The following is a 15299-nucleotide window of genomic DNA, read 5'->3' as shown; positions in this document are numbered from 1 at the left end:
GCACGGCAACGTGTGCAGCTGACTGGTACTAATAAGCCGATGACTTGATAACACCTCCTTTCTGCGAGATGAACGCGTCCACTTTGTGGTTCTCGACGTACGGTCGGAACCAAACAACCACACTCAACGTGTGTGTTGCCGAAACGTCAATAGTGTTACGGCGGCCATAGCGTGAGGGAAACGCCCGGTCACATTCCGAACCCGGAAGCTAAGCCTCACAGCGCCGATGGTACTGCAGGGGGGACCCTGTGGGAGAGTAGGACACCGCCGGACTTCTCTTAAGTAAAATGGCCACCCAGAGCTGGGTGGCCATTTTGCGTTTTGCAGCAGAACAGGGAGCCAGAATGTCAGATGAGCAGCGGGACCGCCGGAACGACGGCGAGGGCGCGCGAGACGGACATTCCGGCTCTGATCGCCGTCCGCGCTACAGCGACTCCTCGTCGCGCCGGCCGCGCGCCGACGGCGATCGCAACCAGGGTGGCGAGCGTCGCCCGTATGGTGACCGTAACCAGGGCGGTGAGCGCCGCCCGTACAACGACCGTAACCAGGGTGGCGAGCGCCGTCCGTATGGTGACCGTAACCAGGGTGGCGAGCGTCGCCCGTATGGTGACCGTAACCAGGGTGGCGAGCGTCGCCCGTATGGTGACCGGAACCAGGGCGGCGAGCGCCGTCCCTACGGTGACCGTAACCAGGGCGGTGAGCGGCGTCCCTACGGTGACCGTAACCAGGGCGAGCGTCGCCCGTACAACGACCGGAACCAGTCGGGTGAGCGTCGCGCGTACAACGACCGTAACCAGAGTGGCGAGCGTCGGCCCTACGGTGACCGGAACCAGGGCGAGCGTCGCCCGTACGACGACCGGAACCAGTCCGGTGAGCGTCGCCCCTACGGTGACCGTAACCAGGGTGGCGAGCGTCGACCCTACAACGACCGCAACCAGTCGGGTGAGCGTCGCCCTTACAACGACCGTAACCAGGGTGGCGAGCGTCGCCCGTATGGTGATCGGAACCAGGGTGGTGAGCGCCGTCCGTATGGTGATCGGAACCAGGGTGGCGAGCGTCGCCCGTATGGTGATCGGAACCAGGGTGGTGAGCGCCGTCCGTATGGTGACCGCAATCAGGGTGGCGAGCGCCGCCCCTACGGTGACCGCAATCAGGGTGGTGAGCGCCGTCCGTACGGTGACCGCAACCAGTCGGGTGAGCGTCGCGCGTACAACGACCGGAACCAGGGCGGTGAGCGTCGCCCCTATAACGACCGCAACCAGGGCGGTGAGCGCCGCCCCTACGGTGACCGCAACCAGTCCGGTGAGCGCCGCCCGTATGGTGACCGGAACCAGTCCGGTGAGCGTCGCCCGTATGGTGACCGCAACCAGTCCGGTGAGCGTCGCCCGTATGGTGACCGGAACCAGGGCGGTGAGCGTCGCCCCTATAACGACCGCAACCAGGGTGAGCGTCGTCCCTATAGCGACCGCGACCAGGGCGAGCGGCAGTCCTACCGCGACCGCCCGCGCGGTGGCGTCGATCGCCCGCACAACGAGTACGCGCCTGTGCGCGAGCGCATCCCCGAGCCGCCGCTGCCCGATGACGTCACCGCTCGCGACCTGCACCCGGCCGCCCGCAACGAGCTCAAGACGCTCAGCAAGGAGAACGCCGAGCAGGTGGCACGCCACCTCGCGATGGTCGCGCAGCTGATCGACTCCGATCCCGCGCTGGCTCACGAGCACGCCCTCGCGGCATCCCGTCGTGCCGGCCGCGTGGCCGTCGTGCGTGAGACGCTCGCCATCACCGCCTACGGCGTCGGCGACTTCGCGCTCGCCCTGCGCGAGCTGCGCACGTACCGCCGCATCTCCGGGAACGACGATCAGATCGCTCTCATCGTCGACAGCGAGCGCGGCGTCGGTCGTCCCGACCGCGCGCTGGAGGAGGGCCGTGGCGTGGACCGCGCGGCACTGACCCCGGCGGTGCGCGTCGCCCTCGCGATCGCGATGTCCGGCGCACGGCTCGATCGCGGCGAGACCGAGCTCGCCCTCGGCGAGCTGGAGATCCCCGAGCTCGACCCCGACCGCGCCTTCGAGTGGAGCCCCTCGCTCTTCTCCGCCCGCGCCGCCGTCCTCGAGGACCTCGGTCGCACCGATGAGGCGCGGTTCTGGCATCAGCGCGCCGAGGTCGCCGCTACTGCGCTCGGCCTTGATGGCGAATTCGACGAGATCATCGTCGAAGACGGGCTCGTAGAGGACTTCGAGGACGACGAAGACAGCGTCGACGAGCAAGACAGCGTCGACGAGCACGACAGCGCGGAGACCGCCGACAGCGCGGAGACCGCCGACAGCACGGACGCCGCCGACAACGCAGATGCCGCCACCTCGAGCGAAGCGAGCGAAGCGCCGGAAGCATCCGACACCCCCGGCGAGGAGGCGGATCGCTGATGGCGCTGTTCCGCCGCGCGCAGCCGGCATCCACTCCGCTGACGGGACGCGACGCCCTGCTCGCCGACCTCGACGGCGTCGTCTACGCAGGAGCGGGCGCGCTGCCGCACGCGATCGACAGTCTCAACCTCGCCGCGCAGACGATGCGTCTCGGCTACATCACCAACAACGCCTCGCGCACCGACGCGACGGTCGCCGAGCACCTCACCGACCTCGGTCTCTCGGTGCAGGCGGATGACGTCGTCACCAGCCCGCAGGCGGCGATGCGTCTGCTGGCCACGATGGTCCCCGCGCCCGCGACGATCCTCATCGTCGGGGGAGAGGGGCTCGTCGTCGAGGCCGAGAAGGCGGGCTACACCGTCACCCGCAGCGCGGACGACTCGCCCGCCGCCGTGGTACAGGGCTTCAGCCCCGACGTCGCCTGGACCGACCTGGCTGAGGCCGCGTTCGCGCTCAAGGTGCCCGAGGACGAGGGCGGGATCCCGTGGATCTCGACCAACACCGACTGGACCATCCCGCAGGAGCGCGGTGTGGCACCGGGCAACGGCACACTCGTCTCAGCGGTGCACACCGCGATCGGCCGGCTCTCGGTTGTCGCCGGCAAACCGGAGACGCCGATCTTCGAGGAGGCGATCGCCCGCTTCGGCGCCCAGCGCCCGCTCTTCCTCGGCGACCGCCTGGACACCGACATCTCCGGATCGGTGCGCGCGGGCATCGACTCAGCGCTGGTGCTGACCGGGATCGACCGGCCCAAGCACGTGCTCGCCGCCCCGCAGGGATCGCGGCCCGAGTACATCCTCGCCGACCTGCGCGATCTGCACGCCCCCTACCCGCAGACAGTGGAGAAGGACGGCGTCTTCCGCGTGAACGGCGCAGCCGTGCGCATCGTGGACGCCGACGTGCAGATCGTCTCCGAAGGAGAATCGCAGATCGACCTGCTGCGTGCGGGCGCGGCGGCGATCTGGGCGACCGGCCGGGCCATCTACGCATTCCGCGTGCCCGAGAAGCTCTACGACGATCCTTTCCACCGACCCTGAGCGCCTCGGCGCGGGCGCCCGTGCGACGACTACAGTGGTCGCATGGAGCACACGCGCGACGAATCGGCCGACGCGCTCTGGAGTCGGCTGCACCTCATCGAAGGACAGCCACTCGCCGACCGCGCCGAGGCCTACGGTGCACTGCACGATGAGTTGATGAAGCGACTCGAGAGCCCCTCGCGCGCGGACGCCCGCGACGCGGCGCCCGGCCCCCGATGACCCGCCTCGATGCGGCCCTGGCCGCGCGCGGCCTCGCCCGCTCCCGCACGCACGCGGCTTCCCTCATCGCCGACGGCCTGGTGAGCGTCGACGGACGCACCGTCATCAAGGCCTCCACTTCCGTCGTGGACGGCGCCGAGCTCCGCGTCGACGGTGCCGACCACTACGTCAGCCGCGCTGCGCACAAGCTCCTCGCCGCGCTCGACGGGTTCGACATCCCCGTCGCCGGGCGGCTGGCCCTGGACATGGGCGCCTCCACCGGCGGATTCACGCAGGTGCTCCGTGAGCGAGGCGCGCGCCGCGTGCTGGCCGTCGACGTCGGTCACGACCAGCTCTCGCCGCGGATCGCCGCCGACACTGCGGTCACCGCTGTGGAGGGCTTCAACGTCCGGCACATGACACCCCAGACACTGGCGGATGCCACCGGCGAGCCGGAGCGGCCTGAGCTCGTCGTGGGTGACCTGTCGTTCATCTCCCTCGCGCTCGTGCTGCCGGCCGTGGCGGCGACCGCTGCGCCCGACGCCGATGTGGTCCTGCTCGTCAAGCCGCAGTTCGAGGTCGGCCGCACCGCTGTGCGCGGCGGACTCGTCACCGACGTCGACGCCCGGCTGGATGCCGTCGAGCGCACCCTGTGGAGCGCTCACGACGTCGGCTTCGGCACGCTCGGCATCCTGCCCTCGCCCATCCTCGGCACCCACGGCAACGCCGAGTACCTCGTTCACCTCGCGCGCGAGCGCGGAACGGATCCGTCAGAATGGACGCAGCGGATCGCACACGTGGCAGGAGGACGATGAACGAGCGCCCCATCCTGGTCGTCGCCCACGCCAAGCGCGCCGACACGGTCGCCGCGGCGCTGCGTGTCGTCGACGCGCTGAGCGCGGCCGGCGCAACCCCGGTGCTGCCGGCCGCCGATCACGACGAGTTCGCGGCACTGGATCCCCGCTTCGCCGACGTCGCCCTGCTGGGCAGCGATGTCGGGCTCGATGAACTGGAGCTGGCGATCGTGCTCGGCGGCGACGGCACGATCCTGCGCGCCGCGGAGCTCGTGCGCGGCTCGGGCGCCCCCGTGCTGGGCATCAACATGGGCCATGTCGGATTCCTCGCCGAGATCGACCGCGACGACATGGACGAGGCGGTCAGCCGCGCCATCGACCGCGACTACGACGTCGAGGAGCGCCTGGCGCTGTCGGTGCGGGTGAAGGATGCCGCGGGCGACGTCGTCTACGAGACCTGGGCGCTGAACGAGGCGACGGTCGAGAAGGCGAGCCGGGAGCGGATGATCGAGGTGGTCGTCGAGATCGACGGACGTCCGCTGTCGAGCTTCGGATGCGACGGAATGGTCGTCGCGACGCCGACGGGGTCGACCGCATACAACTTCTCCGCCGGCGGCCCGGTCATCTGGCCCACGGTCGAGGCGATCGCCGTGGTGCCGCTGTCGGCGCACGCCCTGTTCGCCAAGCCGCTGGTCGTCGGGCCGGAGGCGGCGGTGGCCATCGAGATGCTCGAGCGCACCGACGGCAGCGGCATCCTGTGGTGCGACGGTCGACGTTCGCACGAGCTGCCCCCGGGCGCGCGCGTCGTCGTGCGCCGCTCGTCCCGCCCGGTGCGGCTGGCGCGGCTGCATCCCGCCGCGTTCACCGACCGCCTGGTGCGGAAGTTCCAGCTGCCCGTGGCGGGATGGCGGGGTGCGCCGTGATCGATGAGATGCGCATCCGCGGCCTCGGCGTGATCGACGACGCCGTGCTGCCGCTCGGACCGGGATTCACCGCCGTCACCGGTGAGACCGGCGCCGGCAAGACGATGGTCGTGACCGGACTGGGGTTGCTGCTGGGCGCCCGCGCCGACTCTTCGGCCATCCGCGCCGGCGCCGCTCAGGCGTCGGTCGCCGGCGTGTGGATGGTGCCGGCGGAGGGACCGGTCGCCGACATCGTCACCGATGCCGGCGGTGAGCTCGAACCCGCCGGCGACGCCGCCGAGCTCTACGTCTCGCGCACCCTCAGCGCCGAAGGACGCAGCCGCGCCAGCGTGGGCGGTCGCCCGGCGCCGGCCGGCGTGCTCTCCTCGCTCGCCGAGCAGCTCGTCGTCGTGCACGGCCAGTCCGACCAGCTGCGACTGCGCTCAGCCGCCGCGCAGCGCGACGCGCTCGACCGCTTCGGCGGCGAGCGACTGTCGGCCGCACTCGCCGAGTACCGCGCGCGCTTCGAGGCGTGGCGGACGCTCGACGCCGAGATCGCCGAGCTGACCGGCAACCGCGACCGCCGTGCCGCCGAGGCCGCGCTGCTGCGCGAGCAGCTCGCCGAGATCGAGCAGCTGCAGCCGCAGGCCGGCGAGGACGAAGAGCTCAACACGCGCGCCGAGCGCCTCGCCAACGCCGAGGAGCTGCGGCTGTCGGCATCCATCGCCCGCTCCGCCCTCTCCAGCGAGGAGGGCGAGCCGGACGTCGCGACGATGCTGGCCGAGGCGCGCCGCTCGCTCGAGCGCAGCGCCGACCCGCAGCTCGCCCCGATCGCCGAGCAGATCGCGGACCTCAGCTACCGCGCCGCCGACCTCGCCCAGCAGCTGTCGGGCTACCTCGCCGACCTCGACGAGTCCGGCCCGCACGAGCTGGCCGCCGTGGAGGAGCGCCGCGCCGCGCTCGGTGGGCTGATCCGCCAGCACGGCTCCCTCGACGAAGCGCTGCAGGTGTGGCAGACCGGCGCCCTGCGCCTCGCCGAGCTCGACGACGACGGCGACCGCATCGAGCGGCTCACCGCCGAGGCCGCGCAGGCGCGCACGGCGCTCGACGAGGCCGCACAGGCGCTGACCGACGTGCGCACCGAGGCGGCCGAGCGGCTCTCGGCGGCGGTGACCGACGAGCTGCACGCACTGGCCATGCCGGATGCCACGCTCGAGGTGCGCGTCGCCCCCGGGGCGGAATCCGCGAATGGACGCGACGACGTCGCGATCCTGCTCGCCCCGCACCCCGGCGCCGAACCGCGCTCGGTGTCGAAGGGCGCATCCGGCGGCGAGCTCTCGCGCGTGATGCTCGCGATCGAGGTGGTCATCGCCGGGACCGACCCAGTTCCGACCTTCGTGTTCGACGAGGTCGACGCCGGCATCGGCGGCGCCGCGGCGATCGAGGTGGGCCGCCGGCTCGCCCAGCTCGCCCAGAGCGCCCAGGTGATCGCCGTGACCCACCTCGCCCAGGTGGCCGCCTTCGCCAACAACCACCTCTCGGTCGTCAAGTCCAACGACGGTGCCGTCACCGCCTCGAGCGTCACCCGCCTGCAGGGCGAGCAGCGCGAGGCGGAGATGGCCAGGCTGCTGTCGGGACTGGCCGATTCCGACGCCGCGCTCACCCACGCCCGCGAACTGCTGAGCCTCGGCGCCGGCGATCAACTGATAGGATAAAAGCCCGTGATGAACTCTTCTGTTGCGGCGCCAGACAACGACACCAGCTCCTTCACGACGAAGCACATCTTCGTCACGGGCGGTGTCGTTTCCTCTTTGGGCAAGGGCCTCACCGCGGCCAGCCTGGGCAATCTGCTCACCGCCCGCGGCCTGCGCGTCGTGATGCAGAAGCTCGACCCGTACCTCAACGTCGACCCCGGCACGATGAACCCGTTCGAGCACGGTGAGGTGTTCGTCACCGACGACGGCGCCGAGACCGACCTCGACATCGGCCACTACGAGCGCTTCCTCGGCATCAACCTGTCGCGGGCGGCGAACGTCACGACCGGTCAGATCTACTCCGAGGTCATCGCCAACGAGCGTCGCGGCGACTACCTCGGCGCGACCGTGCAGGTGATCCCGCACATCACAGACGAGATCAAGCGCCGCATGCGCCTGCAGGCCACCGAGGACCCGCAGCCCGACATCATCATCACCGAGGTGGGCGGCACCGTCGGTGACATAGAGTCGCAGCCCTTCCTCGAGTCCGCACGTCAGCTGCGCCACGAGCTCGGCCGCGACAACGTGTTCTTCGTGCACGTCTCGCTCGTGCCGTTCATGGGCGCCTCGGGCGAGCAGAAGACGAAGCCCACGCAGCACTCCGTCGCGGCACTGCGCCAGGTCGGCATCCACCCGGACGCGCTCGTGCTGCGCAGCGACCGTCCGGTCAGCGCCGGCAATCGCAATAAGATCGCGCTGATGTGCGACGTCGACATCGAGGGCGTCATCAACACGGTCGACCTGCCCAGCATCTACGACATCCCCTCCACCCTGAACGACCAGGGCCTCGACGCGTACATCATCCGGCGCCTCGGCCTGGACACCCGTGCCGGCGAGGTGGACTGGACGCGCTGGAACACGGTGCTGCACGCGGTGCACAACCCCAAGCACGAGGTCACCATCGGCCTGGTGGGCAAGTACATCGACCTGCCCGACGCCTATCTGTCGGTGACCGAGGCACTCAAGGCCGGCGGATTCGCGCAGGAGACCAAGGTCAACATCCGCTGGATCGCCTCGGACACCTGTGAGACGCCCGAGGGTGCCGCGAAGGCGCTCGGCGACGTGGACGGCATCTGCGTGCCCGGCGGCTTCGGCATCCGCGGCATCGAGGGCAAGCTCGGGGCGCTGAAGTTCGCCCGCGAGCAGGGCATTCCCACCCTCGGTCTGTGCCTGGGCCTGCAGTGCATGGTCATCGAGTACGCGCGCGACGAGGCCGGGATCGAGAACGCGTCGTCGACCGAGTTCGAGCCGGACACCTCCGAGCCGGTCATCGCCACGATGGCCGAGCAGATCGAGATCCTCGACGGCGGCGACCTGGGCGGCACCATGCGCCTGGGCCTGTACGAAGCAGCCCTGGCCGAGGGGTCCCTGGCGCGCGACCTGTACGACGGCGCGCCCGCCGCCGCCGAGCGGCACCGGCACCGTTACGAGGTGAACAACGCCTACCGCGCGCGCCTCGCCGACGCCGGACTGGTGTTCTCGGGCGTGAACCCCGACCTCGACCTCGTCGAGTACGTGGAGCTGCCCCGCGACGTGCACCCGTTCTACATCGCCACCCAGGCGCACCCCGAGCTGAGCTCGCGCCCCACCGCGCCGCACCCGCTGTTCCGCGGCCTGGTGGGGGCCGCCATCGAGCGGCACCGCTCGAGCGAGCTGTTCACCGAAGACGACTGATCGAGGGGACCGGATGATGACCCACCTTCAGGACGAGCCGTTCGAGCCCGAGATCCTCTCCAGCGAGGTCGCCTTCCACGGCGTGGTGTGGGACGTGCGCGACGACCGGGTGCGCTACGGCGACGGTGAGATCCGACGCCAGTACGTCGCGCACACCGGGGCGGTCGCCATCGTCGCGCTGGACGAGCGCGAGCGCGTGCTGCTCATCCAGCAGTACCGGCATCCGATCCGTCACCGCGACTGGGAGCTGCCGGCGGGGCTGCTGGACGTGCCCGGCGAGCCGCCCGAGGTCGCCGCTCGTCGCGAGCTGGGCGAGGAGGCCGATGTCACGGCCGAGCACTGGGAGCACCTGGTGTCGGTGTGGACCACGCCCGGCGGCAACGACGAGATGATCCACGTCTACCTCGCCACCGGTCTGTCGGATCTGGACGCGCACGAGCGGGAGGACGAGGAGGCCGACATCCGCGTCGAGTGGGTGCCGCTGTCCGAGGCGGCGGATGCCGTGCTCGCGGGCCGGATGCACAACGGCATCCTCTCCATCGGCGTGCTTGCCGCGGAGCGCCGGCTGCGCGAGCGGCCGCGCGAAGCGGACTGACGTGCAGCTCGATCGAGCACTGGACGCGTACCTGCGCCACGTCACGATCGAGCGCGGTCTGTCTGCGCACACCGTCGCCGCCTACCGGCGCGACCTCGGCGTGTACCTCGCGTGGCTGAGCGGGCAGGGGGTGCAGACGACGGATGCCATCACCGCGCAGACCGTGGCAGCCTTCATCGCCGAGCGGGCGGGCGCCGAGCCGCCGCCCGCGGCGACGAGCCTGGCCCGCCTGCAGTCCGCGGTGCGCGGCTGGCACCGCTTCCTGGCCCGGGAGGGGATCGAGCAGGATGACCCCTCGGTTCGCCTGCGCCCGCCGAAGACTCCGCAGCGGCTGCCGAAGGCGCTGACCATCGAGCAGGTGGAACGACTCCTTGCCGCGCCTTCGCCCGACGAGCCGATCGGGCTGCGCGACCGCGCGCTGCTCGAGCTGCTCTACGCGACCGGAGCGCGGGTGTCCGAGGCTGTATCGCTCGACGTCGACGATCTCGCGCACGGAGAGGTGCTGCGTCTGCGCGGCAAGGGCGACAAGGAGCGCATCGTGCCCGTCGGCTCATACGCGCGCGCCGCGGTGGACGCCTATCTCACCCGCGTGCGTCCGCAGCTGGCGGCGAAGGGACGCGCCACCGCCCGGCTCTTCCTCGGCGCGCGCGGCGCTCCGCTGTCCCGCCAGAGCGCGTGGCTGGTGATCCGCTCCGCCGCCGAGCGCGCGCAGATCACCAGCGAGGTCTCGCCGCACACCCTGCGGCACAGCTTCGCCACGCATCTGCTGCAGGGCGGCGCGGACGTGCGGGTGGTGCAGGAGTTGCTCGGGCACGCGTCGGTGGCGACCACGCAGATCTACACGCACGTCTCGGTCGACGCGCTGCGCGACGTCTACGCGACCTCGCATCCACGTGCACGCTGAGGCTCTGCCGCGCGCCGCCCGGGTGCCGCGCATGCCCTGCGGATACAATCGAGCGAGCACGAAGGAGCAGGATGGCGGACAAGGCGACGAAGATCAGGTCGAAGGCGGCGAAGGGCGACACCCCCATCGGCCCGACCGGTCGTCCCTACCAGGGGTTCGCGACCCCCGCGCCGCTCGCGTCGCACGGACCCGCGCGCATCATCGCGCTGTGCAACCAGAAGGGCGGCGTCGGCAAGACGACGACCTCCATCAACCTCGCGGCGGCCCTGGCCGAATACGGCCGCAAGGTGCTGGCGGTGGACTTCGACCCGCAGGGCGCCCTTTCGGCGGGACTGGGCATTCAGACCCATGACGTGCCCACGGTCTACGACCTGCTGCTGGACACCAAGCGCGACCCGCGCGAGGCGATCGTGCACTCCGCGGTCGAGAACCTCGACGTGCTGCCGGCGAACATCGACCTGTCGGCTGCGGAGGTGCACCTCGTCAACGAGGTGGCCCGCGAGACGATCCTCTCGCGGGTGCTGCGGCACGTGTCGGGGGAGTACGACGTCATCCTCGTCGACTGCCAGCCCTCGCTCGGCCTGCTGACGGTGAACGCGCTGACCGCCGCGCACGGCGTGCTCATTCCGCTGGAGTGCGAGTTCTTCGCGCTGCGCGGTGTGGCGCTGCTGATCGAGACGATCGACAAGGTGCGCGACCGGCTCAACCCGGCCATCGAGCTCGACGGGCTGCTCGCCACGATGTACGATCCGCGCACGCTGCACTCCCGTGAGGTGCTGGAGCGGGTCGTGGAGGCGTTCGGCGACGACGTGCTCGAGACCGTGATCGGCCGCACCGTGAAGTTCCCCGACGCGTCGGTGTCGGGCATGCCCATCACCGAGTTCGCGCCGGAGCACGCCGCCGCCCAGGCGTATCTGCGACTGGCGCGGGAGCTGGTCGCCCGTGGCGCCGTCGCCTGAGCCCGCCGAGACCGCCGAGACCGCGTTCCGCGTCTCGCTGTCGAACTTCGACGGTCCGTTCGATCTGCTGCTGAACCTCATCTCGCAGCGCGAGCTCGACATCACCGAGGTCGCGCTGAGCACGGTCACCAACGACTTCATCGCCTATCTGCGTGAACTCGACGGCGGGGCCGAGCTCGATCAGGCCTCGGAGTTCCTGGTCGTCGCCGCCACGCTGCTCGACATGAAGGTGGCGGGTCTGCTGCCGCAGGGCGAGCTGGTGGATGCCGAATCCGTCGCGCTGCTCGAGGCGCGCGACCTGCTGTTCGCGCGGCTGCTGCAGTACCGCGCGTTCAAGGAGGTCTCGGCGTGGTTCTCGCGCTGCCTGCGGCGCGAGAGCGTGCGGCACGTGCGCGCGGTGCCGCTGGACGAGAAGCACCGCCGCAAGACCCCGGAGCTGGTGTGGACGCTCACCGCTGAGGACTTCGCCGCGCTCGCGCTGCTGGCCTTCGCGCCGAAGGAGCTGCCCACGGTCGGCCTCGACCATCTGCACGCGCCGCTGGTCAGCATCCGCGAGCAGGCCGCCATCGTGGTCACCCTGCTGCGCAGCACGGAGGCGCTCACATTCCGCGAGCTGGTGGCGGGCGTCACCGAATCCGGGATCGTGGTGGCGCGCTTCCTGTCAGTGCTCGAGCTGTACCGCCACGCGGCCGTGTCATTCGAGCAACTCGAGCCGCTCGGCGAGCTGACCCTGCGCTGGTCGGCCGAGAGCTGGTCGGATGAGCAGCTCGCGACGCTCGGAGCCGACTATGACCGATGAGGACCGCCCGATGACCGAGCAGGACACCATTCAGACGCCGCTCGCGGAGCGCGTGGAGGCGATCCTTCTGGTCGTCGACGAGCCGATCTCGCTGGTCGCGCTCGCCGCGGCGGTGCACGCCCCCGTGCCGGCGGTGCGGCAGGTGATCGAGACCCTCGTCGCGGACTACGACGGCGCGGGCGACGGGCCGCGCCGCGGCTTCGAGCTGCGCGAGGTGGGCGGCGGGTGGCGGCTGTACGTGCGCGAGGACCACGACGAGCTCATCGCCGACTTCATCGGCGGGCAGGCCCCGGCGCGGCTGTCGCAGGCGGCGCTCGAGACGCTCGCCGTGATCGCCTACAAGCAGCCGGTCACGCGCAGTCAGGTGGCATCCATCCGCGCCGTCAACGTCGACTCGGTCGTGCGCACCCTGCTCGCCCGCGGACTGATCACCGAGATGTTCGCAGATGCCGAGACCGGCGCGATCAACTACGGCACCACCGACCAGCTGCTGCAGCACCTCGGCATCAACTCGATCGACGAGCTGCCGCCGATCTCGCCGCTGCTCGATGACGGTGCCGACGGCTTCGACGAGGGAGTGATTCGATGAACATGGACCAGCCCGAGGGCGTCCGGCTGCAGAAGGCGCTCGCGAACGCCGGGGTGGCGTCGCGCCGCGTCATCGAGCAGTACATCGTAGAGGGTCGCATCCGCGTCAACGGCAGGACCGTCACCCAGCTCGGCACCCGAATCGATCCGGAATCCGACCTCATCGACGTCGACGGCACAGCCGTGCAGCTCGACGTCTCGAAGCGCTACGTGATGCTCAACAAGCCCACCGGCGTGGTCAGCACCATGAAGGACGAGAACGGCCGGCCCGACCTGCGCCGCTTCACCAAGGACTGGCCGGAGCGGCTGTACAACGTCGGACGCCTGGACGCCGAGACCAGCGGGCTGCTCATCCTCACCAACGACGGGGAGCTCGCGCACGTGCTCGCCCACCCCTCGTTCGGGGTGACGAAGGTGTACATCGCGAAGGTCACTGGCACCGTCACCGCGCAGACCATCGCACAGCTCACCCGCGGGATCGAGCTCGAGGACGGGCCGATCAAGGCTGACAAGGCGCGGCTCTTGGATGCTTCCCGAGGGTCGAGCCTGGTCGAGCTCACGCTGCACTCGGGGCGCAATCGCATCGTCCGGCGGATGATGGCGGCGGTCGGGCATCCAGTCGACGAGCTCGTGCGGCGCCAGTTCGGCCCGCTGCACCTGGGAACCCTCCCGGTCGGGCGGACCCGCGAGCTGACTAAAATCGAACGAGGCGCACTGCTGACCCTGTCGCGCCAGGATTCCCCGGCGCCCGCTGCGCCCGACACCGCGCAGCGCCGAGCGCACGACAGCCCTCAGGAGAACGAGTGAGCGATTCCAACGGAGCGCGCGCGGCGCAGCACGCCGCGCGGCTCTCGGGCACGGTGCGCATCGTCGGCGCCGGGCTGCTCGGCTCCAGCATCGGCCACGCGCTGCGCGCGAAGGGCGTCGACGTGGTGCTCGCCGACGCATCGCCCTCGCAGCTGCGCCTGGCCATCGACTACGGTGCCGGACGCGCGGCGCGCGACGACGACGCCCCGCGGCTGATCGTCGTCGCCGTGCCGCCGGATGTCACCGCCGACGTCATCGAGGCGGAGCTCGCCGCTCACCCTGACGCGGTGGTGACCGATGTCGCGAGCGTGAAGCTCGAGCCGTTCCACGAGCTGCGCCGCCGCGGCGTCGACCTCACCCGCTACATCGGGTCGCACCCGCTGGCCGGACGTGAGCGCGGCGGGGCGATCTCCGCGCGCGCTGACCTGTTCATCGGCCGCCCCTGGGTGGTCTGCCGCGACGAGGAGACCCGCCCGGCCGACCTCGCGCTGGTCGAGGCGCTGGCCCTGGATGTCGGCGCGATGCCGCTGGAGATGACCCCCGAGGAGCACGATCGCTCGGTCGCGCTGACCTCGCACGTGCCGCAGGTGGTCGCGAGCCTGCTCGCCGCGCGCCTCGCGCACGCTGACGAGGGCGCGCTGCGCCTGGCCGGGCAGGGCGTGCGTGACACCACCCGCATCGCTGCCTCGGCACCCGAGCTGTGGGTGCAGATCCTCGGTGCGAACGCGGCGCCCGTGGTCGAGCTGCTCGACGCGCTCGCGGTCGACCTCGCACAGGTCGCCGATGCGCTGCGTGCACCGGATGCCGCCGGCGCCCGCCGCACCGTGGCGGATGCCATCCGTCAGGGCAACGAGGGCGTGGAACGACTGCCCGGCAAGCACGGCCAGAACCGCCGCTTCGAGACGATGGTCGTCATGGTCGACGACACCGCCGGCCAGCTGGGCCGCCTGTTCGGCGAGCTCGGCGAGCTGGGCGTGAACGTGGAGGACCTGCGCCTGGAGCACTCACCGGGCGCCCAGTTCGGACTCGCCGAGATCAGCGTTGCGCCAGCCGCGCTGCGCGGCGCGATCGAGGGCCTGGAAGAGCGCGGCTGGCGGATTGCGGGGAGCACCAATGACTAGCCCTTCGACAGGCTCAGGGACCCAGGGGACAGGGGCCCAGGGGACAGGCGCCCAGGCGGCCGGCGCCGCGAAGATCGTCGCGATCGACGGTCCCGCCGGCTCCGGCAAGTCCAGCGTCTCGAAGGAGATCGCCCGGCGGCTGGGCTACGGCTACCTCGACACCGGCGCCGCCTACCGCGCCCTCGCCTGGCATGCGCTCGACCGCGGGGACGACACAGCGGATGCCGATGCGGTGCGCGCAGCGGCATCCGATTTCCCGTTCACTCAGGGACTCGACCCCGACCACCGTCTCGTGCACGTCGGCGACGTCGACGTGACCGCGGCGATCCGCGAGCCGCGCGTATCGGGTGCGGTGAGCGGTGTCGCGCGCGTGCCGGAGGTGCGCGTGCAGGTGAACGAGATGTTCCGCCGCATCGTGGCGGAGTCCGACTACCCGGCGGTTATCGTGGAGGGACGCGACATCACCACCGTCGTCGCCCCCGATGCGCCGGTGCGCATCCTTCTCACCGCGGCGCCGGAGGTGCGCGCCGCGCGCCGCGCCGGCGAGCTCGCCGGCGAGAACGCCGCCGCTGTCGCGGAAGCGCTGCACAAGCGCGACGCGTCCGACAGCACCGTCGTCGACTTCCTCAACGCCGCAGAAGGCGTGACGGTCGTCGACTCCACCGAACTTGATTTCGCGCAGACCATCGACGCCGTGCTCACGGTGATCGCCCAACGGCGCGACGCTGACAGAGGAGCTTGAAC

General features: G+C 70.9%; 16 protein-coding genes and 1 rRNA gene. 16 read left to right on the top strand and 1 reads right to left on the bottom strand.

Going from position 1 to position 15299, the window contains the following annotated elements:
* The first annotated feature begins 156 nt into the window (after positions 1–156).
* A 5S ribosomal RNA gene (gene rrf, locus WFG93_RS10550) occupies positions 157–273 on the top strand.
* A 74-nt stretch (positions 274–347) separates the two neighbouring features.
* Here rrf and WFG93_RS10545 read toward each other — a convergent pair.
* A complete protein-coding gene (locus tag WFG93_RS10545; RefSeq protein ID WP_336646303.1) occupies positions 348–1529 on the bottom strand; it encodes a hypothetical protein in 1182 nt (393 codons plus the stop codon).
* Between the two features lie 15 nt (positions 1530–1544).
* On the opposite strand from WFG93_RS10545, the gene WFG93_RS10540 reads away from it, so the two are divergent.
* The 15 genes from WFG93_RS10540 to cmk all read left to right on the top strand — a co-directional run bounded on the left by WFG93_RS10540 (position 1545) and on the right by cmk (position 15297).
* Positions 1545–2423 (top strand): hypothetical protein, encoded by an 879-nt coding sequence (locus WFG93_RS10540; protein ID WP_336646302.1) that lies wholly within the window; start codon positions 1545–1547, stop codon positions 2421–2423.
* Positions 2423–3460, top strand: coding sequence for an HAD-IIA family hydrolase (locus WFG93_RS10535; RefSeq protein WP_336646301.1), 1038 nt, complete (start codon positions 2423–2425; stop codon positions 3458–3460). Before WFG93_RS10540 ends, WFG93_RS10535 begins: the two co-directional genes overlap by 1 nt.
* A 42-nt stretch (positions 3461–3502) precedes the next feature.
* The gene (locus WFG93_RS10530; RefSeq protein WP_336646300.1) at positions 3503–3679 is read left to right on the top strand and encodes a hypothetical protein; all 177 of its coding nucleotides are present in this window, start codon (positions 3503–3505) and stop codon (positions 3677–3679) included.
* Positions 3676–4473: a TlyA family RNA methyltransferase gene (locus tag WFG93_RS10525; RefSeq protein ID WP_336646299.1), complete on the top strand. Its 798-nt coding sequence runs from the start codon at positions 3676–3678 to the stop codon at positions 4471–4473. The genes WFG93_RS10530 and WFG93_RS10525 overlap by 4 nt, the downstream gene beginning before the upstream one ends.
* Positions 4470–5375 (top strand): NAD kinase, encoded by a 906-nt coding sequence (locus WFG93_RS10520; protein ID WP_336646298.1) that lies wholly within the window; start codon positions 4470–4472, stop codon positions 5373–5375. Before WFG93_RS10525 ends, WFG93_RS10520 begins: the two co-directional genes overlap by 4 nt.
* Positions 5372–7069, top strand: a complete 1698-nt coding sequence (gene recN, locus WFG93_RS10515; protein WP_336646297.1) for a DNA repair protein RecN — start codon at positions 5372–5374, stop codon at positions 7067–7069. The genes WFG93_RS10520 and recN overlap by 4 nt, the downstream gene beginning before the upstream one ends.
* Positions 7070–7078: 9 nt before the next feature.
* Entirely contained in the window at positions 7079–8782 is a 1704-nt protein-coding gene (locus WFG93_RS10510; protein WP_336646296.1) for a CTP synthase, read from the top strand.
* Between the two features lie 13 nt (positions 8783–8795).
* Positions 8796–9377, top strand: a complete 582-nt coding sequence (locus WFG93_RS10505; protein ID WP_336646295.1) for an NUDIX hydrolase — start codon at positions 8796–8798, stop codon at positions 9375–9377.
* A gap of 1 nt (position 9378) precedes the next feature.
* Positions 9379–10281, top strand: a complete 903-nt coding sequence (gene xerD, locus WFG93_RS10500; RefSeq protein ID WP_336646294.1) for a site-specific tyrosine recombinase XerD — start codon at positions 9379–9381, stop codon at positions 10279–10281.
* A gap of 71 nt (positions 10282–10352) precedes the next feature.
* The gene (locus WFG93_RS10495; RefSeq protein ID WP_336646293.1) at positions 10353–11240 is read left to right on the top strand and encodes a ParA family protein; all 888 of its coding nucleotides are present in this window, start codon (positions 10353–10355) and stop codon (positions 11238–11240) included.
* Positions 11224–12039 (top strand): segregation and condensation protein A, encoded by an 816-nt coding sequence (locus WFG93_RS10490; RefSeq protein WP_336646292.1) that lies wholly within the window; start codon positions 11224–11226, stop codon positions 12037–12039. The genes WFG93_RS10495 and WFG93_RS10490 overlap by 17 nt, the downstream gene beginning before the upstream one ends.
* Positions 12029–12628: an SMC-Scp complex subunit ScpB gene (gene scpB / locus WFG93_RS10485; protein WP_336646291.1), complete on the top strand. Its 600-nt coding sequence runs from the start codon at positions 12029–12031 to the stop codon at positions 12626–12628. Before WFG93_RS10490 ends, scpB begins: the two co-directional genes overlap by 11 nt.
* Positions 12625–13434: a pseudouridine synthase gene (locus WFG93_RS10480; RefSeq protein WP_336646290.1), complete on the top strand. Its 810-nt coding sequence runs from the start codon at positions 12625–12627 to the stop codon at positions 13432–13434. Before scpB ends, WFG93_RS10480 begins: the two co-directional genes overlap by 4 nt.
* Positions 13431–14555, top strand: coding sequence for a prephenate dehydrogenase (locus tag WFG93_RS10475; RefSeq protein WP_336646289.1), 1125 nt, complete (start codon positions 13431–13433; stop codon positions 14553–14555). Before WFG93_RS10480 ends, WFG93_RS10475 begins: the two co-directional genes overlap by 4 nt.
* A complete protein-coding gene (cmk, locus tag WFG93_RS10470; protein ID WP_336646288.1) occupies positions 14548–15297 on the top strand; it encodes a (d)CMP kinase in 750 nt (249 codons plus the stop codon). The genes WFG93_RS10475 and cmk overlap by 8 nt, the downstream gene beginning before the upstream one ends.
* Positions 15298–15299: the final 2 nt, after the last annotated feature.

The organism is Microbacterium sp. USHLN186 (genome assembly GCF_037145155.1).
In the GTDB taxonomy this organism is placed as follows: domain Bacteria; phylum Actinomycetota; class Actinomycetes; order Actinomycetales; family Microbacteriaceae; genus Microbacterium.
This window is presented reverse-complemented; position numbering and strand designations above follow the sequence as displayed.